Below are 20,100 nucleotides of genomic sequence, written 5' to 3'. Positions count from 1 at the left end.
AACGCCAGCAACTCAAATTCAAACGAATCAAGGGAGGAATTTACAATGACTATTGATCTGAAAACGAAGGTTCATACGGTGAATAACGCGGTGGAGGTTCAAGAGCAGGTGTATCGATTCCAAACTGAAGGTTATGCGAAAGAAAATATTTTCGTACTGACCCATGACAAAGGCAGAACGAACCGGCTTGCGGAAAGGACGGATGCTGAGAAGATCGGCGTTGCGGAGGAAGGGCTCGGCACGGCGATCGCGAACATATTCCGTTCAGGCGGCGATGAGCTGCGCGCGAAGATGAGGTCGCTTGGTCTCTCCAAGACGGATGCGGAGCGCCTTGAACGGGAGCTCGATCAAGATAAAATATTAGTCATTGCTTGGGGAGGAAGGGAATACGACGGGGAAGATTATGACCCTTATGTGTACTATTACCCTAACTATGTCTTTTAATAGCGGGCCATAACGGCATGGCCGCCATATAACATAGATGGCCTATCCTAACGGATAGGCCTCTTGGGCTGCAAGCTGCTTCCTAAGGGCGACATCCGACTAGAAAATGGTATAGAATATATTGGATACCACTTGATAAGGGGCACGCACGCATGAGTATCTTAATAGTAGATGATAATGCTACGAATCAGCTTATCGTGAAGGCAATTTTGAACAAAGCGGGATACGATGATTTGCGAATGGCTTCTTCGGCGATGGAGCTGTACGGCCTGCTCGGAATCGGAAATGACGTTGACCCGGAGGCGCAAGCCGAATTAATATTAATGGATTTGATGATGCCGGAGATTGACGGTTTGGAGGCGTGCAAGCGCATCTTGGCGGACGAGCGTTATCGCGATGTTCCGATCATTTTTGTCACCGCAGTCGGTGATTCCTCCAAAATGGCGGAGGCGCTGGATGCGGGAGCCAGCGACTATGTAATGAAGCCGATCAATAAGATGGAGCTGCTCGCGCGCATCCGCTCCGCGCTGAGGCTGAAGAAAGAGATTGATTGGCACAAGGAGCGGGACAAGCGAATTAAATACAAGCTGGAGCTTGCCAAGCAGGTGCAGCGCAACGTGCTCAGTCAGCCAATCGATGACGCCAATGTGGAGATCAACGCCATCTATCAGCCTTCCTCGGAGCTTGCCGGCGACTTCTACGCCTGGTATCGCATCGATCAAACGAGGTACGGCGTCATTTTGCTCGATATGATGGGTCATGGCATCGCGTCCTCGCTCGTGTGCATGTACATCTCATCCGTCTTGAGGGATATGATTACGCGAGTTTCGGATCCGGAGCAGGTGATGCGCGAGCTGAACCGCTATATGAAGCGGCTGTATATGAAGGACGAGCTGCTGAATTACTATTTTACGGCGATCTATTTAGTACTGGATACGGAAGAGCGGACGATTGAATATGTCAACGCCGGTCATCCTCCCGGTATTATGCTTCAGCAGGGCAAGACGATTAGGCTGACGGAGGGCTGCTGCGCAATCGGCCTGTTCGATACGATCGATATTCAGAAAGGCATAATTCAATACGACGACAGTATGAAGCTCGTCCTGTTCACGGACGGGCTCTTGGATACGATAGATTATGAAGGAAGCGAAGAGGCCTCGAACCGAATCGAACAATTGCTCGCAGAGCATAGCGGCAAGGGGATTCAAGGGATGTGCGAAGCGCTCATTCCGGAGCGGATCGGCGACAATCAACGGGATGATATATGCCTTGTGATGATTGCGGCCAAAAAATAAATCGATAATTTAATAAAAATGCGGTTGTCTGTTTCAAAGCTCGTAATCGGGGGTAAGAGTAAAGGGAGGAACGTTAACGTAACCGTAACCGATTTTTTTTTGCGGGAGGGAGCTCATATGAAAAACATTATTTTGATTGGCTGTATAGTAGGAAGCTTAATCGGATTTGCAAACGTACGACAATTGCCCATGGCGTCAATCGATACGCAGGCGCAAGCGAACCAAGCAAACAAAGAATCCGTAGTGACGCTAACTGCGGCAGCAAACAAGGTAACGACAGCATCCATGAGTCCAGCGGCACCTGTAGAGAAGCAGCAGTTACAGCTAGGCAGCGTAGAGGGCATTACGCTTTACGACAGCCAGCAGGATGCGATAACGAAGCTCGGCCAGCCCTTAGAGATCACGACAGATCCTTATAATGCCGGATCTGAAACGTATCACTACGAGCGCATGAACATCGTTTTTACGGACGGTGTCGTTAATTTCGTGGAAGTTCTGCCGAGCATCGGCTCGGTGCTGATCGACGGCGTGCGGGTTTCGGCGTCGTTCGAAGGAATGAAGGACGCTTTCGGCGAGTCTGACTTCGAGACGGAAGACGGCATAGGGTATCAGCGAGGCGAGGCCGTATTGAAGCTGTTTTTCGGCGAGTCGAGCGGACAGTTGAACGCGATTCATTATTTTCATATCGCAAGCGTCTAAGTGTAACGATTCAATAATTATAGCGGAGCGGAGTGAATGAATGAAAGCAGATCCATTTCAAGTCGTGCAGGAAGAGAATCCGAATGCTTACGTCCTCCATCTGAGCGGGGATCTTGATCTATCGATCGTGCCGCAGCTGCGGTCGGCGTTGGAGCAGGTCATGAACCGTTCAGACAAGGCGCTTATACTGAATTTGAGAGGCTTAACTTATATAGACAGTACGGGTATCGGCATCATTGTATCGGTATTGAAGTATCGCGATGAATTGAAGGCGCCCTTCTTCGTAAGAGAAATACCGCCTGCCATCAAACGATTATTCGATCTAACAGGCATTTCCCGATATTTAAAAGAAGGGATAGAGGGTGAAGCATGAAAGCCATTCGTTTACAAATACCGGCCCATGCGGACTTCATTGATATGGTTAGAATCTGTCTCTACGGCATTGCCTCGAAGATGAAGTTTTCCTATGAAGACATCGAGGATATGAAGGTAGCGGTATCGGAGGCATGCAACAATGCGGTGCTCCATGGCGGCCATAATACGGGAGACGAGGTTATTGACGTCTGCTACGAAACAGATGACGACAGTTTGAAAATCAGAATCAAAAACAACAGCCCCGGCTTTGTTTATCCCAATGCGCTCGATATGTCCGCTCCGCTTGCCGCTGAGCAGGTTAGCGACCTGCGTGTCGGGGGATTAGGCATCTACCTGATCCAAGCATTAATGGATGAGGTCGCCATCTATACGACGGGCAATGTTACCGAGGTTGTCATGACCAAATTTTTGGCTGCTGCTACGGAAGAAGGCTAGCTGGTCAGCTAGTTAGATTGTCGAGAAACCCACGTTTTTCTCAAAACGTTGGGTTTCTCTTTTGTTTTCTAACGGCAATGTCTATTTAAAATTTAATTCCGTATCCACTACCAAGCTTATTGCCGGCCATGAGATACGCCTTCGAGCTTTGCTGCAGAGAGGTCCTCTCTTCGTAAAGCGACGGGTCTGCGCATACTTGGCCGAATATCCGTTCCTCTGCTTGCTTCGAGGCCATATCCGTCTGATATACGGTAAAACTTCGCTGGAACTTCAGAATGTTCGAATCAGGCGGCAAGACTTCGCTGAGCTGCGGGAATAGCAGCCAAGACTGGCATACGAACACCGCTCTGATGCCCCTAAAGAACGTCTTGGCCTGTTCGAAGGATTGCCCAACGCTTTGCTCATCCAAAGGCCCTCCCTCCGGAATATGAACGTTAAGCACAAGCTGGCCTTTGCCAAAGCTTCTCCCACCGGCCTCAACGTCATGATCCAGCGCAATGGGCTGGAATTGCAGTCTGCCCAAGCGGAACAAGGCAAGCTGCACATGTTCCTGCAGCCACCCATATTCTTCAATGCCGTATACCCCGTAATCCTGATAACATTTCCTGCTCCAGATTTGCAAGTCGGAGAACGTATCGTAATAAACGTCGTCCGATATGCCCTTGGCGGCATAATCCGCATAGGCGTCAACCGCGAACTTGGCGAATAAGGCCAAAAAGAGTTGACGATAGGATGGCGATTGCTTGACGGCCGCATAAAAAGCTTGCTTATCGCTTGTTAATAACCGCTTCAGGCTGCTATATCGATTATCGTCGATGTCCACTTGTTTGATCGTTTGTCTGGCGCCTTCATCCAAGCGGATGCCTTCGCATAATTGATCCACATTCATTGCGTTAATCTCCTTCAGAGAACTTGATGACCGAGCGAACGGTTCATTTTGGATTTAAAAACCTATGTTTTTCTATTCGCGAAGCTGCTAACCTTTCCTGCCTATTAGGCGCTACCTATTTGAGCTGTCCGGCAGCCCGAAATTCGCGGGGAGAATAGCCGGTTTGTTTATGAAACAATCGGGAGAAATAATGGACGGAGCTGAAGTGATATTTATCGGCAATCTCCGTAACGCTTAAGCGCGTATGGAGCAGGTCGTCCATCCCTCGGCCAATCATGAACCTGTTCATGTATTGAACCGGGGAATATCCCGTTGCTTTTTTGAACGTTTCGAAAAAATGCCCTCGGCTCATATGAATGCTTTCGTAATAAAGCTTCAACGGCTTCGCGGTACCGTCCAGCAAATCCTTTTCCATCCGTTCAATGATACGGCTTATTCTGGGGTCAGGGATATGCTCATCCTTCAGCATATACGACAGGAAATATTCGATAAAGGCCTGGAAATTCCGCTGCGTCGTCAAGTTCCGCATGTAGGTCCGTTCATTCGTGTATTCGCTAGGTTTGTAGAAGCTTTGGAACAGATCAATCCATGGACGGAGGGAATCAACCTCCACTATCTCGAGAATCGGATAGGGAAAAGCCGGTCCGACATATGCGTGCTGCAGCCGGTCCAACTGGTAACAAATCGGAGATGCCCCATCCAATAAATCTCTTCGGTCTACGTAATGCCAGTCGAAATAACAGCAAACATGAACCATCGGATCGAGGTCGTCGGCAATCCACTCATGGGGTTGTCCGGCGGAGATATGGATGAGCCAACCAGGACCAATCTCGTAGGTTCGGCCGCAGGTGTGCAGAACCCCGTGTCCCTCGCTGATCAGATAGATGGAGCTTTGATAACAAATCCGCGGAAGGCTTGACTGCCCCTTGGCGAACGGATATCTCGTTGCGTAGTACACATACGGATTTAACGTGGAAAAGTCCACTTCACTCCCCCCTCAGAACGATAAATTGGCGACAATTCACCCGACGATTGTGCAAAAGTATGACCTTCTGCTAAATACAATAAAAAGCCGCTCGGCTAAGATAAGTACATCAACTACAACATTATCCAAGGAGTGATCAACTTGCAAGAAACTTCGCATTTGCTGACTGACGAACAAATGGCACAGTTTATTACGCAGGGGTATTTAGTGCTGCGAAACGATCTTCCGAATACGCTTCACGAGAAAGTGATGAATCAAATTCATTATACGCTGATGGAGGAAGGCAACCCGGGCAATAACATATTGCCGAGAGTGCCGGACATCCAGAAGTTTTTTGAAACGCCGGTCGTCCAAGGGGCTTTAACAAGCATTCTCGGCCCGGATTATTATTTGCACCCGCATCGGCATTGCCACTACAACCAGCCGCACAATCAAAAGCCGGGGGGCGGCGAATGGCACAAGGACGGCTACTGGAGCGCTATGCGAAGCCACCGCCCTTGGTGGGCGATGATCTTTTACTACACGCAGCCTGTCACCGAGCAGCTCGGTCCGACCGCTATTATGCCCGGCTCTCAATACAAGGAGAAATTCCCGGGCAAGGACAAACCTTTTTCGCTGCCGACCGGTCCTGCGGGCACGATGGTGCTCGTTCATTTCGACCTCTGGCATAAGGCTTCGTTGAACACGTCCACAACGGACCGCTATATGTTGAAATTCCAATTCGCCAGACTGAGACCGCCGGCTTCTCCAAGCTGGAACAATCAGGAATCGGAATTCACGGTTCCTGCCGGACAACAGGAATATCCGTTCACCCGCATCTGGTCGGATGTATGGCAGTGGCTCCGTGGAGCAGAGATGCAAGCAGCAGGACAGGCAGATGGAAACGCGTCTCAGATCGCGGGTCTTCTCGGAGAATCGTCGGAAGACGACGCTCTGGATTCCGCTTATCGTCTTGCGGGAATGGGCGATGCGGGCGTTCAGGCACTGCTGGGCGTCCTTCGCGACGGAACGAACGTATCCGCGCTCCGCGCTGCTTACGCTCTCCCGGCAGCAGGCTCCGCAGCAATTGACGGTTTAATTGCATTGCTTGACCATTCGGAGGAGAGAAGACGCGCCCTTGCCTGCTTTGCGCTTGGCATGATCGGCAGTCAGGACGGCGGTACGGAGCAAGCGCTCATTCTCGCCCTCGCTGATGAAAGCATTTGGGTACGACGGAACGCCGCCGAAGCGCTCGGTTTGCTTGCGTCGCCATCGGCTCTTGCAGTCGAGTCGCTAACCCGGACGCTCCAAGAGTCGGTATGGCAAGAAACGACGGGACAGACGCAAGAGTCGGCCAGCATACACGCGGACAAGGATTTTGTCGCCAATCAGGATTACATTCATAATAAGATCGGGTATACTGCAGCTCTATCGCTACTTCGCATCGGGAAATACGGGGATGCGGGCGTCGTAGTGAAGGCCTTGGAGCAGGCACTCGACAGTTCCGACCGGTATGTCCGCGCGTATGCCTTCGAAGCCTTGACCTTCCTGCGGTCGGCAGAGGCGGTAGACGTCTTGCTCCGGTATCACCGGACGGCCCGCTGGTGCCCCGATACACACAAGGACTCTTCATTCTAACCATCTCATAGACAAGCGTAAACGGCTAACGCCATCCCTCGCGGCATAAGCTTTGTTGCGAAGGAAAGTGCCGCTCGCCGCCGCGTTCATGCTATAATTGTCGCGTGTTCACAAGTCTGGAGCAACAGCGGGATGTGAATAACCTTGACGAAGAGGCGGGATAGGAATGCGGCTTGGAGGACAAGTGTTTTTGGATCAAAAAAATCCGGACAGCTGGGCGAAGGCGCTGCGGGAGGCAGGCTTCCGCGCAACGACTTGCCCGGTAGATGATGACCTTTCTGCGCTGGACGATTATCTGAAAGCGGCCAGCGACAACGATATATTGATTTCCGAGGTCGGTGCCTGGAGCAATCCGATTAGCCGGGACGAGCGGACAAGGCGCGAAGCGATCGCTTATTGCATCCAGCGTCTGGAGCTTGCCGAACGGATCGGCGCGCAGGCTTGCGTGAACATTGCAGGCTCTCGCGGCGAGCAATGGGATGGACCGGATCCGGATAATTTCAGCGACGAAACATTCGATCTTATTGTGGAAACGACGCGAGAAATTATTGATGCGGTTAAGCCGGAACGCACTGTGTTTGCGCTGGAGATGATGCCGTGGGTGTTTCCCGATTCCGCGGATACGTATCTTGCTTTGCACAAGGCAATCGACCGTCAGGGGTTCGGGGTCCACTTCGACCCCGTCAACATCATCAGCAGCCCGCGGGCTTATTATAACAACGGGGCAATAATCAGAGATTTCTTCGCCAAGCTCGGACCGCATATTCGGAATTGCCATGCGAAGGATATTTTGCTGGGAGGCAAGTTGACCGTTCGTCTCGATGAAGTCGTTCCGGGCAGAGGCCTGCTCGATTACCGGACGTTCCTTGCAGAACTGAACAAGCTGCACCCCGATACGACGCTGATTATCGAGCATCTGTCAACGAACGAGCAGTACCTTGAAGCTGCGCAATATATCCGAAGGACGGCTAAGGATATAGGTATCGAACTATAACGAAGGGAGGAGATCGATCGATGCTGGAAGCGGGAAAAACATACAATACTGCCGTTGAGGTAACGCTTGATGTAATCGGCGGAAAGTGGAAGCAGGTTATTTTGTTCCACTTGACGTTCGGCAAGAAACGAAATGGCGAGTTAATGAGCCTGCTGCCAGGGGTGACGCAAAAGGTGCTTACTCAGCAGTTGCGCGAGCTGGAGGACGACGGCATTATTAACCGGATTACATACAATCAGGTGCCGCCAAAAGTCGAGTACGAGCTTACGGAGTATGGCTGGAGCTTGAAAGAAATCCTTCATCTTCTGTGCAGATGGGGAGACCGGCATGCGGAGCGCGCGTTGGGCGGACGAATCAAAATATTGTCCGCAGCGCCGACGGCGCAGGAGGACGACGACCATTCATAAGTAAACATGTAGGATGGCAACAGAACAATCGACCCACGATCGCTATGGATCAGGACCGGTTGTTCTGCTGCCATTGTTCACTTAAGCGGGAATAACTTTACGTCTCCGCAAATCCTCGAAGATATCCAGAAACATGCTTTCGGTATCCATGAATTCATGGAAGCCGAAGCGGCGCGCTTTCGTGCCGTCGGCAAAGAAGTCGTAATCCCAGCCAAATACGAAATCCCCGAAATGCCATGAGGACACGTCCTTGTAGCTGTTGTTCGCTAAGCCATGTTTCTCCACCATCCCCTTCCACAACTCTTCCTTGTCAGCCATAACCGATTCCAATGACATTTGCAGCGGAGGCGCGGTTTCCAATCCGAAGTTGGCAGCAATCTTAGGCCATAGCTCGTTCCATCTGAACAAATCACCGTTCGTAATATTAAACGCTTGGTTCGCGCAGCGTTCATCCGTCGCTGCCCAGACGGTAGCTTTGGCTAGCAGCCCTGCATCCGTCATTTCGAGCAAGCTGTTGTAGGCGCCAGGCTTTCCGGGAAACCGAAGCGGGAGTCCCAGCTCCTTCGATATAGAAGCATAAATGGCGATGACCATGGCCAGATTCATCGGATTGCCGAGCGCGAATCCGCATACGACAGAAGGGCGAAGCGCCGACCATGTCCAGCTGCTTCCTAGCTGCCTGCGTTCCAAAAATTGCTGCTGATCGACGTTGAACTCAGGAGGCATATGGTAGGCATCCGTTTCTTTGGCTGGGGTCTTGAACGGGCCAAGGTGAGCGCCGTACACTTTGTAGCCTTGCATCAGGCTAATATGCTGTAGTCCCGGAGCAATGGGCTCGATCGCATCCACGACATTGACGAGCATTGCGACGTTCGGAGCGACTAGCTCGGCCCAAGTAGGACGATCCTGATAGGCGGCATAGAAAATATGGGTAACGTCCGTAAGTGTGCTCAGCTTTTCTTTTGTATCCGATTCATCCAGCAGATCGACGGCAACGTAACGGGTGCGGCTGCCTGAGACGCCGCCGCGGCGCGACAAGCCGACAATATCCCAGTCGGGGAGTTGTTCCAAATAGTCGATCAAATTTTTGCCGATAACGCCGTTTGCTCCGACTACAAGCGCTTTTTTGCGTACCAAAGCTTCTGTGTTTTTCATTAAGTACCACTCCTCTATATGATGTGTTAAATGAATTAACATCATTGTGCACCGAGCAGCCGTAAATAAAAAGTACGCACTTTAGAGTGATATAGTAACTTCAAAGTAACGAAAGGAGCAGACCGCTTTGGTCTGCTCCTTACTGTTAGCGATCTCCGTGCTAGTCCTCCAGCTTGCGAAAGATTCGGTCGGTTGCCGACAGCACCTCGTAACGCGATTTGAACGGCGTCAGGAACGACTCTTTGGCGCCTAGCGCCAATATGCCAGACGGACTGAGGCTGTCATGGATCAGACCGTGCACGCGATGCTGCAGGACGGAATCGAAGTAGATGAGTACATTGCGGCACAGGACGACGTGAAATTCGTTGATGGAGCAGTCCGTCGCGAGATTATGCTGCGCGAACACGAGATGCTCCTTCATAAAGGGATGGAAATGCGCATATTCATGGTCGGCGGTATAATAAGCGGAAAACTCTTTGTCGCCTCCGGCTTGCATATAGTTTTTCGTAAACGACTGCATTCGCTTAAGCGGGAACTTGCCTTGCTTCGCGGTATGAATCGCCTGCTCGCTCATATCCGTTGCATACAGCTTTGTTCTGTCCAGCAATCCTTCTTCGTGCAGCAGAATGCCAAGCGAGTATACTTCCTCGCCGGTGGCGCAGCCCGCGCTCCATATCCGGATTTCCGGCAAATCCTTCAGAAGCGGAATGACATCCCGGCGGAAAGCGTAAAAGAATTCGGGATCGCGGAACATCTCCGTCACCTTGATTGAGAAGTCGTTAAGCAGGACACCGAAATAGTCCGGCTCATGCAGCACTTTGTTCAATAATGAGGTGATGGTCGGCAGATCGTCCAAGCTCATGCGGTTGTAAATGCGACGCAGCAGTGACGACCGCAAGTAATGGCGAAAGTCAAAGCCGTATTTTCGATAGATGCCTTCCAAGAGGAGCTCGGTTTCGATGCATGCCAGCTCTTCGGTCTGCGCCAGTTCCTCTTGCAGCTCATCGGACTGCTCGAGCTCATGACTCATTGTCCCACCTGCCTCGTCAGCCATACTCGCATCAAGGAGAACAGCTGGTCTGTCTGAATCGGTTTGCTGATATAGTCGGAGGCTCCCGCCTCCAGGCATTTGTCGCGATCGCTTCGCATTGCCTTTGCCGTTAAAGCAATGATTGGCGTATCCTTCAGATTAGGAAGCTTACGAATCGCCTCCATTGTCTCAAAGCCGTCCATGACCGGCATCATAATATCCATCAGAATAAGATCGAAGTTGTTATCTTTCTCAAGCAGCTCCAAGCAATGCTTACCGTTGCCGGCAACGGTAACCGTAAGCTGCTTTTGCTCGAGCGACTTGCTGAGGGCGTACACGTTGCGGGCATCGTCTTCTACGAGCAGCACTTTTTTGCCTGCAAGCACGTCTATATCTTCCTTAGCCGCTGCTGTCAGAACGGGCTCTTCCGTTATAGCGACAGCAACCTCCTCGTATGCGGCCAAAACCTCTTGCCCGACTTCGGCATGCTGAAGGTTCGGCAAATATAAGGTGAATACGCTGCCTTGATTCGGTACGCTATGCAGCGTGATGCATCCGCCTAGCAGCCTCGCGAACTCGCTTGAAATCGAGAGGCCGAGCCCCGTACCGCCATACTGACGATTCGTCTTGCCGTCGACCTGCTGGAACGCCTCGAAGATAAGCCGCTGCTTGTCTGCAGGGATGCCGATGCCTGTATCCGTAACCGAGATTGCGAGCACCTCGGCATGATGATACTCGGGAAGCAGCTCGCCGACCTCTTTGATGTCTGCTTCTCGAATTGTCAACGCAACCGAGCCGCGATCGGTGAATTTGAAAGCATTGGATAGCAGATTCTTCAATATTTGCTGAAGCCTTTGCCCGTCCGTATGCAGCATGGAACTAACGGCTCCTTCGATCGTGGTGGAGAAAGCAAGCCCCTTCTTCTCCGCAATGGGATCGAAGCTCAGCCTCATCAGCTCGGGAATTTCGGTTACGTTCACTTCATCGATCATCAGCGTGATTTTGCCAGCCTCGATTTTGGACAAGTCCAGAATATCGTCGATCAGCATTAGAAGATCGTTGCCGGACGTATGAATAACGCGCGCGTAGCCTTCTTCCTCGGCAGTCAGCGTATCATTGTCATTCTCGGACAGCATCTGCGAAAGGATCAGGATGCTATTAAGCGGCGTTCTCAGCTCGTGTGACATATTGGCCAAGAAGTTCGTCTTGTACTGCGAGCTTGTGCGCAGCTTGTCCGCATACTCCTCGAGCTCTTTTTTCGCCAGCTCCAATTCCTTCGTCTTCTGTTCAGCGAATAAGTTCTGTTCCTCCAAATGCTCCGTCGTCATGCGCATTTCCTCTTGCTGCATCTGTAATTCCTCGGACTGCGCTTGCAGCTCTTCGGTTTGTGTCTGCAGTTCCTCGGTCAGAGACTGCGATTCCCGCAACAGCTTCTCGACTTCCATGCGTCCGCCGACATTGTTGACCGACACGCCGAAGTGGTTCTCGATCTGTTCAAGCAGCTTGAGGTGCGCGGATGTGAATGGCTCAAGCGAAGCGAATTCAATGACGGCCTCGACCTTACCTTCATACTCAACCGGTACGAGCAGGACGCTTTGCGGAGAGGTCTGCGTCAGTCCCGAAGTAATCTTAGCTCCGTATTCGGCTGGGTGATTAAGCAAGAACGTCCGGTTTTCTAACGCGCATTGACCGACAAGCCCTTCTCCTATGCGGAAGCTTTCTATCGCCTGATCTTCGCCGTAAGCAGCATAAGTGCTAATCTTCACAAGCCGCCCGCTATCTCCCGTCCCTTGACGAACGTAGAAAGCGCCGTAGGCAGCATTGACCATCGGAGCGACTTTGGTCATGAACGACCCGGCAAGCGTCTGCATATCGTTAATGCCTTGCGTCATGGTCGCAACTTCCGCAACCATCTTCTGAATCCAATTCTGCATATCCAGGCTTGTCAGCAGCGAGTTGGTGGCATCTGCTAATTCGCTTATTTCGTCACGGGTTTTCACTTTGATTCGCGTCGTAAGATCACCGCCTACTGAAGCGATTTCCGTAATCGTCTGGGATACCTGTTTAATGGTTTTTACAATGGATCCGGAAATCATATAAACGATAAGGAAGGCGACGGCGGCAACGACAACAAGCATGGCATACAGGCCGATTGCAAGCAGATCGTTGCGGTTATCTAGTTGCATGATATGCGTCTTCGTTGCTTCGATCTCTGAACTTCGCAGCTTATCGAAAAGAATCCGAAGCTGGTCGATATCCTGCTTGCCGATGTCATTGCGGAAGAAAGCAAGGATGCCTTCTTCGTCACCCGCTCTCTTTAGCGCGATGACGGGCTCGCCGGACGTGTCGATCCAATGCTGAATGGAAATCCCTAAGCCTTCCAAATCCTTCTTCACGCTAGGGTTCGATGCGATGAGCCCGGTGAGACTATTGTAGTTGGCTTTCCATGTCGTAATACTGTCTTGATAAGGCTTGAGATACGACTCGTTGCCGGTAATGATAAAGCCGCGCTGCGCCGTCTCCATACTGATGATATCGTTCTCGATCCCGTTAATGAGGTTATGAACCTCGATGTCATGACTCGTTATCGTTTCCATTTCATGCTGCAAGGAAGAGATTCTGTCGGTGACGATTACGATAGAGACGCCCAGACATAAAACGATGAGAAAATAGCCGACGACAATTTTCAATCGAATAGGAAATCGTATAGCTTGTAGCATCATTAACACCCTCTTGTTTGTGATTTTATGATCTTACAAGATCGTATGTTGTATCTATTATAGCATGACCTTGTTTCAGAACATCCCTGAGAGGGTAACTACTGATAGAAGGGATGTGATAATAGGATGGATCTGCTGCTATCGATCAGTGTTGCCGTTATAGCTGTTTCCTTCGTTATCCTGTTGTACGCGCTGTATCGAACGTTGAAGCTGGTAAGAGCTGCGCTCGAGGATATGAGACTATCGATAAGCCGATTGGGAACACAGGTTGCCCTTATGAGCACGGAGGCTAGGGCAGAGGAAGGAATCGTTGGCGCCGTATGCGACGGAATTGCCTCGACGGTCAGAATATGGACAAAAATCAAAAAAATATGAGCTATAATAGAATTCATAAAGGAAAGGGAGAAGAAATGAATACGACTCCATGCAGCATAACGGTTACGATACCCGCTGAAGCACAATACATCAATATAGTCCGGCTTGCCCTGTATGGGATTGCAGAGAAAGCCGGATTCTCGTTTGAGCAAATGGAAGATATGAAGGTGGCCGTTACCGAAGCTTGCACGAATGCCGTTTTGCATGCCTATGAGAGCGGACAGTCGGGAATGATCCACATTCGAATTGAACTTGACAAGCAAGGCATTTGCATCCGTGTCAAGGACGATGGAAACAGCTTTGATTACGACAATGTCACACAGCAATTTGTATCCCATCACCTCAAAAGCTTGAACGACGTCAAGGCGGGCGGCCTCGGCCTTTTTCTAATGCATGCGCTGATGGATAATGTTGAGGTGCGAACCGATAGAGGTACGGAGGTTATTCTCACCAAGCAGATTGGTAGGAAAGAGGAGATGGCATGAATTCGAATTCATCCAGCCTGGATGCCAACGAAGCTATTGAGAAAATGCTGGTTTACCAGGCTACGGCTTGCAATGATACGGCTACGCTTCTGCTGGCCCATTACGAGCCGATTGTGAGGATGGCGGCAGCCAAGCTGTCGCGCAGTCGTCCCGATTTATATGAGGATCTATTTCAAGTTGGCCAATTGTCGATGCTTCGCTTGTTCCAGCAATACGATACGGGCAGAGAGATACCGTTCGAAGCGTATGCGATGAAAAGCGTCGTTGGTCATCTAAAAAATTATTTGCGCGATAAATCTTGGTATATTCAAGTACCGCGGCGGATCAAAGAGAAAGGCCTGCTTATTCAGCAGGCTATTGATCAGCTTACGGTAGAGCGCGGACACTCCCCCTCGATCGAAGAGATTGCCGTTCATCTGGAGCTGACGGTTGAAGAGACGATCGAGGTGCTCTCGAGCAGAGAAGCGTACAACTACGTTTCGCTGGATACGCCTCTTTCGAACGAAGGAGACAGCAACGCCACCATTGGTGATTTTATCGTTACCGACCAGAATGAATATGAAACCGTTGACATGCGGCTTGACCTGGAAGAAGCGCTGGGACAGCTGAAGGACGAGGAGAAGGAAGTGCTCCTTCTCGCTTATAACAACGGGCTTCCGCAGCGCGATATCGCTGCCAGGCTTGGGGTTTCGCAGATGAGCGTGTCCCGGATTCAGAAGCGTGCAATCGGGAAGCTGAAGGAACTGTTGGAGGAGCAGGAAGAGGGACAGGACGGCAAGTAGTTCGTCCCCTCTATAAGAAAGCTCCCTTTGGGAATGCATGTTGCATTTCCAAAGGGAGCTTTCTCTTATGATTATCGGAAAGTTATTGGATCGGATCGGGGACCAATCCTTCCTCCATAATTTCACTGTTCGTCTTCATATGCTTCATATCCAGACCTAGTCGAATGATCTCCTGCTCATTGGGCGCCATGGTGTTCATTGGCATGGACTTCACCTTCGCTGCCTGCTTCTCTTTGTCGATTTCGTGCTTAATTCGTGCACGAAGAAAATATAAGCTATTCATTCGATTACCTCCCATTAGCGTTCATTGCATGCTTGACTTCCTCCTTGGAAGAGTGGATCGACTCTACTATTTTTTCGCCTGATTGCTTCGCATGACTGGCTAAATCCGTAGCTTCCTCGGCTACGCTTCGTCCAATCGATTTCGTGTGGTTGCCAGCGGCGGCGACGAGATTCATCGACTTTTCTTTGACAGTCTGGATCTTCCCCGCTAGCGCTTCCCGCGTCTGCGCGCCTGATTTTGGCGCGTAGAGCAATGCGGATACGACGCCAATGGCGCCACCTACCAGTGATCCTATCAACACACCGCTGCTTGCATTCATCTTAGCCATTTGCCACCCACTCCTTATCGTTAGAAAATAGTAATGCTGCTTATATATAACCGCTATTCGCTGTTTTGAATCATTGACAACCATGAGGCAAGATGATAAAATACAAATTAATTTCATACTATACCACTAGGGATTATATGTGATTTCTAGTCATTGACCATACAAATGGAGATGTGCAATTCGTTACGGCGAATGTACGTCTCTTTTTTTTTTACCACATCAGAATGTTTAAGTGCTTTACAGCGATAAAGGGTAAAGTAGATCATTCAGGTTGGCGATAAAAACTTCCGCTTAAACGCGGTCGCTCATCCTCGAGATACTCCGATAGGAGCTTTTCTCATGGCTTGGTCAACATGACTCATACCCGCAATCATCAAACGATACGGAGGCATAGCAATGAGCAAACAAAAAAACGTGAATGTAACGGCGGATGTACTTGTCATCGGTGGCGGGCCGGCCGGCGCATGGGCTGCATGGAGCGCAGCTAAGGAAGGAGCAAAAGTCGTCCTCGTCGACAAAGGCTACTTGGGCTCGAGCGGAGCTACGGCGCCGGGAGGAACGAACTTGCTGTATTTGCCTCCAGACAAGGAACTGCGGGAAGCGGCTGTTCAGGCGAGGCTGAAGTCAGGCGGCTACTTGGCTGAGGCCGATTGGATTCACCGAGTGCTCGATCAGGTGTATATCAATCTGGAGTTGGTCGAGCAATGGGGTTATCCATTCGTACGCGATGAGAACGGAACGCCGATGCGCGATCATTTGCAAGGGCCGGAATATATGGCTCTCATGAGGAAGGTCGTGAAGCGCGCCGGAGTCAAAATATTAGACCAAGCGCCTGCTCTTGAGCTGTTAGTCGATGAGCACGGCGTCGGCGGTGCGCGCGGTCTCCTGAGGCAGGACGAAGGTGAATGGGAAGTGCGGGCGAACGCGGTCGTTATTGCGACCGGCGGCTGCGCCTTTTTGAGCAAGGGGCTCGGCTGCAACGTGCTGACGGGAGACGGCTACCTTATGGCGTCCGAGCTAGGCGCGGAGCTGTCTGGCATGGAGTTCACTCGGCGGTATGCGCCAAGTCCGGCTTACAGTTCTAATACGCGCTCCCGCTTGCTTGGCTGGGCTTCCTATTATGATAAAGACGGCAACCCGTTGAACGGTCAGCGAAATGGCGATTTTCTCGCTTCAAAGCTGCTTGAAGGACCGGTCTATGCCATTATGAATAAGGCAGATACGCCGGAGAAGCAGGCGATATTGCGCAAGTCGCATGCAATCTTCTTCCTTCCGTATGATCGTGCTGGAATAGACGTGTTCACCGAGCCGTTCCCGCTCACGCTTCGTTATGAAGGAACGGTGCGCGGTACGGGCGGCATCCGCATCGTGAACGAGCAGTGCGCAACGTCGGTGAACGGCCTGTATGCGGCCGGAGACGCTGCGACACGCGAGCGCATTACGGGCGCCGCGTCCGGCGGCGGCGCGTTCAATGCTTCTTGGGCGATCTGCTCCGGCACATGGTCGGGCAAAGGAGCGGCAGAGTATGCGCGGGCGCAGAGCCGCAGCGCGAGCGAACGCAATCTTCAGCCAGCAGGCAGATACGGCCTGCGGAAGGAGGAACAGCGCGCGAACGAAGGAGAACCGGTCGATACGCGCGAGCTTGTCAAGGCGATCCAGGACGAGGTGCTTCCGCTTCAGATCAACTATTTCCGCACGGAAGCGGGATTGACCGAGTCGCTGGGCCGGTTGAATGAGCTGTGGCCGAAGGTGAACGAGCAGCAGCCGGAGACGGCTACGGAACGCGTTCAAGCACGCGAGGCGGCAGCGATGGCCGCAACGGCCAGATGGATGTACACCGCTGCTCTCGCTAGAAAAGAGTCGCGCGGCGCAGGTCTCCATGTGCTGGCCGAATATCCGGAGGTCGATCCGAATCAGCAGTATCGGCTGCTCGTATCGGGATTGGAGCAGATAGTGACGCGTCCGGAATCGGCTGCTCCTGCTGCGGCAATTACTGCGAATGAGGCTGCAACCGACCATACGGCTGCCGTGCAGAGCGCAGTTAAGGAGGTGCAGGCAGGATGATAGAGCTTGTAAGCGCAGAACGATGCATTGGGTGCAATTTATGCGTGAAGGTATGTCCAACGAACGTATTCGACAAGACGGAAGGCGGGGCTCCCGTCATTAAGCGGCAGGAGGATTGCCAGACCTGCTTCATATGCGAGGCCTATTGTCCGGTAGACGCACTCTACGTATCCCCTTTCACGGATGAAGCGATAAAGGTAGATGAGGGCGAACTGGCATCCAAAGGCATTCTCGGCAGCTGGCGTGAGACGATTGGCTGGGGACCCGGCAGGCAGAAGCTTGCTGCACTTGATCAGACGCCGTTCATCGACCGTATTCTTCCTCCGCGCCCAGTCCGGGTGGCGGGTATCTCGGATGTGAAAGTTCAAACGACCTAGTTATTGATGCATAGAAACGTACACGAATTACTCCCGTTTTGGTTTGGATAGGTCTGCTTATCCAAATTAAGGCGGGGTTTTCTTTTTGTAAAATGGTAAAATTTTCAGTTGTTTATTCCGATAAACCTGTTGTGGGTTCAAATATGTGGAAAAAGTAGGGAAATAGACATAAAGGAGTGTAAACCATGTTTAAACGTGTGGAAAATGAGTTGGAGCTGGCCATGTTCAACGGGATCTGGACAACCGTCTGGCGAGAGAAAGGTTACGAACTTGAGTTTTCGGACAAGTCGCTTGCCAAATACATCATCGTAACCGATGAAGGCCAATATGTAGGCACTACCGAATTTAAGCCGTATAGCATTACTGACAGCCAGATTAATGCAACAGCTCCCTTTCATGAGCATCCCGACGTTATAGCAGCGGCATCCGAGGTAGCCGAAATCGATAAAATGGCTATTCTGCGCTCCTTTCGAGGACGATATATTGCGGACTTGCTATCCGCTTGCGTATATTTTGCCGAAGGAGAGCGGATCAAATATTATGTTTCTCTAATGGAACCAGTATTCATGCGCGCGCTTAGGGTCACGTTCCAAGTGCCTCTGAAGAAGCTGGGCGACAAAATTTTTTATAAAGGCGATTATGTGAATCCGGTGTTAATTGACGTGGAGCAAGTCTATCAAAATAAACATCGATTCGAATGGATGATTAGTCCGCAAGACATTCTGCCGAGAAGAAGATTAGTCGCAGAATAGTACAATACTAGCAAATAGCGAAAAGGCGGAAAAGTTATGAAACAATCAGTTGTTGAGCTAACAGATCTGGACAAGCGTAACCGATTATTAATTAAAATTTTGTGGGGGTTGCTCGCTTTAGGCGTTCTGACTGATCTAGCCATCGGACTATCGGCGCAATTAGTGCTGCTTTTGGCTGGCGTCGGCTTGATCACATGCGGCGGGACGACGTTCATGACCTACAAGCGAATTATGCCTGACAAAATCAAGTACATCATTCCGTTCATTATGACGCTCCTCGTTACGATGCTGATTGTCTCAGACCCTAATCCGATCGTAAGCACCTACTTCATGGTGTATGTCAATATCGCCGTAATTACGCTGTATGCGGACTACAAAGCCATTATATTGACTGGTGTTCTAGGTGCAGCTCTCAGTACATATATCTTCCTCGATTCGGAATTGCAGCCTCGGTTGTTCCCGGACGAGTCGCTCGTTTATTTATATCTGTATCTCATCTTCGCTACGGCGGCGCTTGCGGTATCGTCGAATTTCAGCAGACGTCTGCAGCTCCAGGTGATGGAGAAGCAGAAGGAAGCAGTAGCATCCAAGGACATGGCCGAAGCGCTATTGAATAAAATGAAATCATCGATCATGCTGCTTACTGAATTCAGCAGCAGCCAGCAATCGACCGTTCGTTCAACGGGAGATATATCCCGCGAAGTAACGGCAACCTTCAGCGAGATGTCGGCGGCAATCGAGAAGCAGACGGGAACGATTCTGAATATTAATGAATCGACCCAATCGATGGACAATGACGTGAAGCTGCTGCTAGACGGCACCACGCTGCTGGAGCGTTATTCCACTGAGAACGCTGAGCTCACTGAACGGAATAGCGAGCAGATGGAGTCGCTTAGCACAGAGGTTGAGCGGGTTCGCGTCATTATCGGTCATACGGTTGAGATGATGAAGCTGCTAAGCGAGCAGAACGATCGCGTCAGTTCAATCGTGGGCACGATCAGCGACATTTCGGAGCAGACGAACTTGCTTGCGCTTAACGCCGCGATAGAAGCAGCACGAGCAGGCGAGCATGGCAAAGGCTTTGCCGTCGTATCGGGAGAGGTACGTAAGCTGGCCGACAATTCCCGCAAGGCGACGAATGAGATCGCCGATATTTTGTCGGGCATACGGACGCAGATCAGCGCAGTGCATGAGCAGGTAGAGCGCGGTCAGTCCGCCGTGCAGACAAGCAAGGAAGCTTCACAACAGGTACAGTCGCTAATCGGTCAAATTAATGAGAATTCGGGCCTCGTTAAGGAGCATTCCATTACGGTGGGCAGCTCTGCAACGCGCTTGAACGAGCAATATGCCGCCATGGCAGACGAAATGGTCAATATCGCTGCAACGACGGAGGAGAATATGGCTTCCGTAGAAGAGGTACATGCAAGCATGGAGACGCAAGATCTGAAGATTCATACGATGGTTGAGCAGTACGCCCAGTTGGATCAGCTTCTATCCGAACTGAAGCAAATGGTTGGCAAAAACTAATGGTTCAGGCGTCTCGGACTATTGACGAATTCGTAGTCTCATGATAAATTATATTTAATCCTATTGTATTAGTCGGATATAT

Annotated in this window: 22 protein-coding genes; 15 read left to right on the top strand and 7 right to left on the bottom strand. The window is 51.0% G+C overall.

Annotation, left to right across the window (positions count from 1 at the left end; all coding sequences use genetic code 11):
• Positions 1-45 precede the first annotated feature (45 nt).
• The 5 genes from AC0YN0_RS25595 (at position 46) to rsbW (AC0YN0_RS25575) (ending at position 3,248) form a co-directional block, all read left to right on the top strand.
• The gene (locus AC0YN0_RS25595) at positions 46-444 is read left to right on the top strand and encodes a YflT domain-containing protein (RefSeq protein ID WP_337098376.1); all 399 of its coding nucleotides are present in this window, start codon (positions 46-48) and stop codon (positions 442-444) included.
• 152 nt (positions 445-596) lie between these two features.
• Positions 597-1,739 carry a PP2C family protein-serine/threonine phosphatase gene (locus AC0YN0_RS25590; RefSeq protein ID WP_475823782.1) on the top strand — a complete coding sequence of 381 codons (1,143 nt, stop codon included), beginning with the start codon at positions 597-599 and terminating at the stop codon, positions 1,737-1,739.
• Between the two features lie 117 nt (positions 1,740-1,856).
• Positions 1,857-2,438, top strand: coding sequence for a hypothetical protein (locus AC0YN0_RS25585; protein WP_475823781.1), 582 nt, complete (start codon positions 1,857-1,859; stop codon positions 2,436-2,438).
• A 40-nt stretch (positions 2,439-2,478) separates the two neighbouring features.
• Positions 2,479-2,811, top strand: coding sequence for an STAS domain-containing protein (locus AC0YN0_RS25580; RefSeq protein ID WP_475823780.1), 333 nt, complete (start codon positions 2,479-2,481; stop codon positions 2,809-2,811).
• A complete protein-coding gene (gene rsbW / locus AC0YN0_RS25575; RefSeq protein WP_475823779.1) occupies positions 2,808-3,248 on the top strand; it encodes an anti-sigma B factor RsbW in 441 nt (146 codons plus the stop codon). The genes AC0YN0_RS25580 and rsbW (AC0YN0_RS25575) overlap by 4 nt, the downstream gene beginning before the upstream one ends.
• 85 nt (positions 3,249-3,333) lie before the next feature.
• Here rsbW (AC0YN0_RS25575) and AC0YN0_RS25570 read toward each other — a convergent pair whose 3' ends face one another.
• Positions 3,334-4,137 carry an acyltransferase domain-containing protein gene (locus AC0YN0_RS25570; RefSeq protein ID WP_475823778.1) on the bottom strand — a complete coding sequence of 268 codons (804 nt, stop codon included), beginning with the start codon at positions 4,135-4,137 and terminating at the stop codon, positions 3,334-3,336.
• Positions 4,138-4,252: 115 nt separating this feature from the next.
• A complete protein-coding gene (locus tag AC0YN0_RS25565; protein ID WP_475823777.1) occupies positions 4,253-5,122 on the bottom strand; it encodes an AraC family transcriptional regulator in 870 nt (289 codons plus the stop codon).
• A 141-nt stretch (positions 5,123-5,263) separates the two neighbouring features.
• Here AC0YN0_RS25565 and AC0YN0_RS25560 point away from each other — a divergent pair, with 141 nt between their 5' ends.
• The 3 genes from AC0YN0_RS25560 to AC0YN0_RS25550 all read left to right on the top strand — a co-directional run bounded on the left by AC0YN0_RS25560 (position 5,264) and on the right by AC0YN0_RS25550 (position 8,140).
• Positions 5,264-6,739: a HEAT repeat domain-containing protein gene (locus AC0YN0_RS25560; RefSeq protein WP_475823776.1), complete on the top strand. Its 1,476-nt coding sequence runs from the start codon at positions 5,264-5,266 to the stop codon at positions 6,737-6,739.
• Positions 6,740-6,923: 184 nt separating this feature from the next.
• Positions 6,924-7,733 (top strand): sugar phosphate isomerase/epimerase family protein, encoded by an 810-nt coding sequence (locus tag AC0YN0_RS25555; protein WP_475823855.1) that lies wholly within the window; start codon positions 6,924-6,926, stop codon positions 7,731-7,733.
• A gap of 20 nt (positions 7,734-7,753) precedes the next feature.
• Positions 7,754-8,140, top strand: a complete 387-nt coding sequence (locus AC0YN0_RS25550; protein WP_475823775.1) for a winged helix-turn-helix transcriptional regulator — start codon at positions 7,754-7,756, stop codon at positions 8,138-8,140.
• Between the two features lie 81 nt (positions 8,141-8,221).
• Here AC0YN0_RS25550 and AC0YN0_RS25545 read toward each other — a convergent pair whose 3' ends face one another.
• The 3 genes from AC0YN0_RS25545 to AC0YN0_RS25535 form a co-directional block, all read right to left on the bottom strand.
• Positions 8,222-9,295, bottom strand: coding sequence for an SDR family oxidoreductase (locus AC0YN0_RS25545; protein ID WP_475823774.1), 1,074 nt, complete (start codon positions 9,293-9,295; stop codon positions 8,222-8,224).
• A 160-nt stretch (positions 9,296-9,455) separates the two neighbouring features.
• Positions 9,456-10,325 (bottom strand): CheR family methyltransferase, encoded by an 870-nt coding sequence (locus AC0YN0_RS25540; RefSeq protein ID WP_475823773.1) that lies wholly within the window; start codon positions 10,323-10,325, stop codon positions 9,456-9,458.
• Positions 10,322-13,045, bottom strand: coding sequence for a response regulator (locus AC0YN0_RS25535; protein WP_475823854.1), 2,724 nt, complete (start codon positions 13,043-13,045; stop codon positions 10,322-10,324). Before AC0YN0_RS25535 ends, AC0YN0_RS25540 begins: the two co-directional genes overlap by 4 nt.
• 126 nt (positions 13,046-13,171) lie before the next feature.
• Here AC0YN0_RS25535 and AC0YN0_RS25530 point away from each other — a divergent pair, with 126 nt between their 5' ends.
• Genes AC0YN0_RS25530 through AC0YN0_RS25520 form a run of 3 tightly spaced genes read left to right on the top strand, consistent with a single transcriptional unit; the run spans position 13,172 to position 14,687 of the window.
• Positions 13,172-13,420, top strand: a complete 249-nt coding sequence (locus tag AC0YN0_RS25530) for a hypothetical protein (RefSeq protein ID WP_475823772.1) — start codon at positions 13,172-13,174, stop codon at positions 13,418-13,420.
• A 35-nt stretch (positions 13,421-13,455) separates the two neighbouring features.
• Positions 13,456-13,905 carry an anti-sigma B factor RsbW gene (gene rsbW, locus AC0YN0_RS25525; protein WP_475823771.1) on the top strand — a complete coding sequence of 150 codons (450 nt, stop codon included), beginning with the start codon at positions 13,456-13,458 and terminating at the stop codon, positions 13,903-13,905.
• A complete protein-coding gene (locus AC0YN0_RS25520; protein ID WP_475823770.1) occupies positions 13,902-14,687 on the top strand; it encodes a sigma-70 family RNA polymerase sigma factor in 786 nt (261 codons plus the stop codon). The genes rsbW (AC0YN0_RS25525) and AC0YN0_RS25520 overlap by 4 nt, the downstream gene beginning before the upstream one ends.
• 82 nt (positions 14,688-14,769) lie before the next feature.
• Here the strand turns inward: AC0YN0_RS25520 and AC0YN0_RS25515 are convergent, their stop codons facing one another.
• Together AC0YN0_RS25515 and AC0YN0_RS25510 are read right to left on the bottom strand one after the other, a co-directional pair.
• Complete coding sequence (locus AC0YN0_RS25515) at positions 14,770-14,970, bottom strand: hypothetical protein (RefSeq protein WP_442048336.1); 201 nt, start codon at positions 14,968-14,970, stop codon at positions 14,770-14,772.
• Between the two features lie 4 nt (positions 14,971-14,974).
• Positions 14,975-15,298 (bottom strand): YtxH domain-containing protein, encoded by a 324-nt coding sequence (locus tag AC0YN0_RS25510; RefSeq protein ID WP_475823769.1) that lies wholly within the window; start codon positions 15,296-15,298, stop codon positions 14,975-14,977.
• A 396-nt stretch (positions 15,299-15,694) separates the two neighbouring features.
• Between AC0YN0_RS25510 and AC0YN0_RS25505 the strand changes: the two genes are divergently transcribed.
• The 4 genes from AC0YN0_RS25505 (at position 15,695) to AC0YN0_RS25490 (ending at position 20,018) form a co-directional block, all read left to right on the top strand.
• Positions 15,695-17,362, top strand: a complete 1,668-nt coding sequence (locus tag AC0YN0_RS25505) for an FAD-dependent oxidoreductase (protein ID WP_475823768.1) — start codon at positions 15,695-15,697, stop codon at positions 17,360-17,362.
• A complete protein-coding gene (locus AC0YN0_RS25500) occupies positions 17,359-17,739 on the top strand; it encodes a 4Fe-4S binding protein (RefSeq protein ID WP_475823767.1) in 381 nt (126 codons plus the stop codon). The genes AC0YN0_RS25505 and AC0YN0_RS25500 overlap by 4 nt, the downstream gene beginning before the upstream one ends.
• A gap of 185 nt (positions 17,740-17,924) precedes the next feature.
• Positions 17,925-18,491, top strand: a complete 567-nt coding sequence (locus tag AC0YN0_RS25495; RefSeq protein WP_442048332.1) for a GNAT family N-acetyltransferase — start codon at positions 17,925-17,927, stop codon at positions 18,489-18,491.
• 36 nt (positions 18,492-18,527) lie between these two features.
• On the top strand, positions 18,528-20,018 hold the full coding sequence (locus AC0YN0_RS25490; protein WP_475823766.1) for a methyl-accepting chemotaxis protein: 1,491 nt from the start codon (positions 18,528-18,530) through the stop codon (positions 20,016-20,018).
• The last annotated feature ends 82 nt before the right edge of the window (positions 20,019-20,100 follow it).

Source organism: Paenibacillus sp. J22P218 (assembly GCF_056269195.1).
Note: the sequence above shows the minus strand (reverse complement) of the source record. Positions and strands in the feature narration are given on the sequence as shown.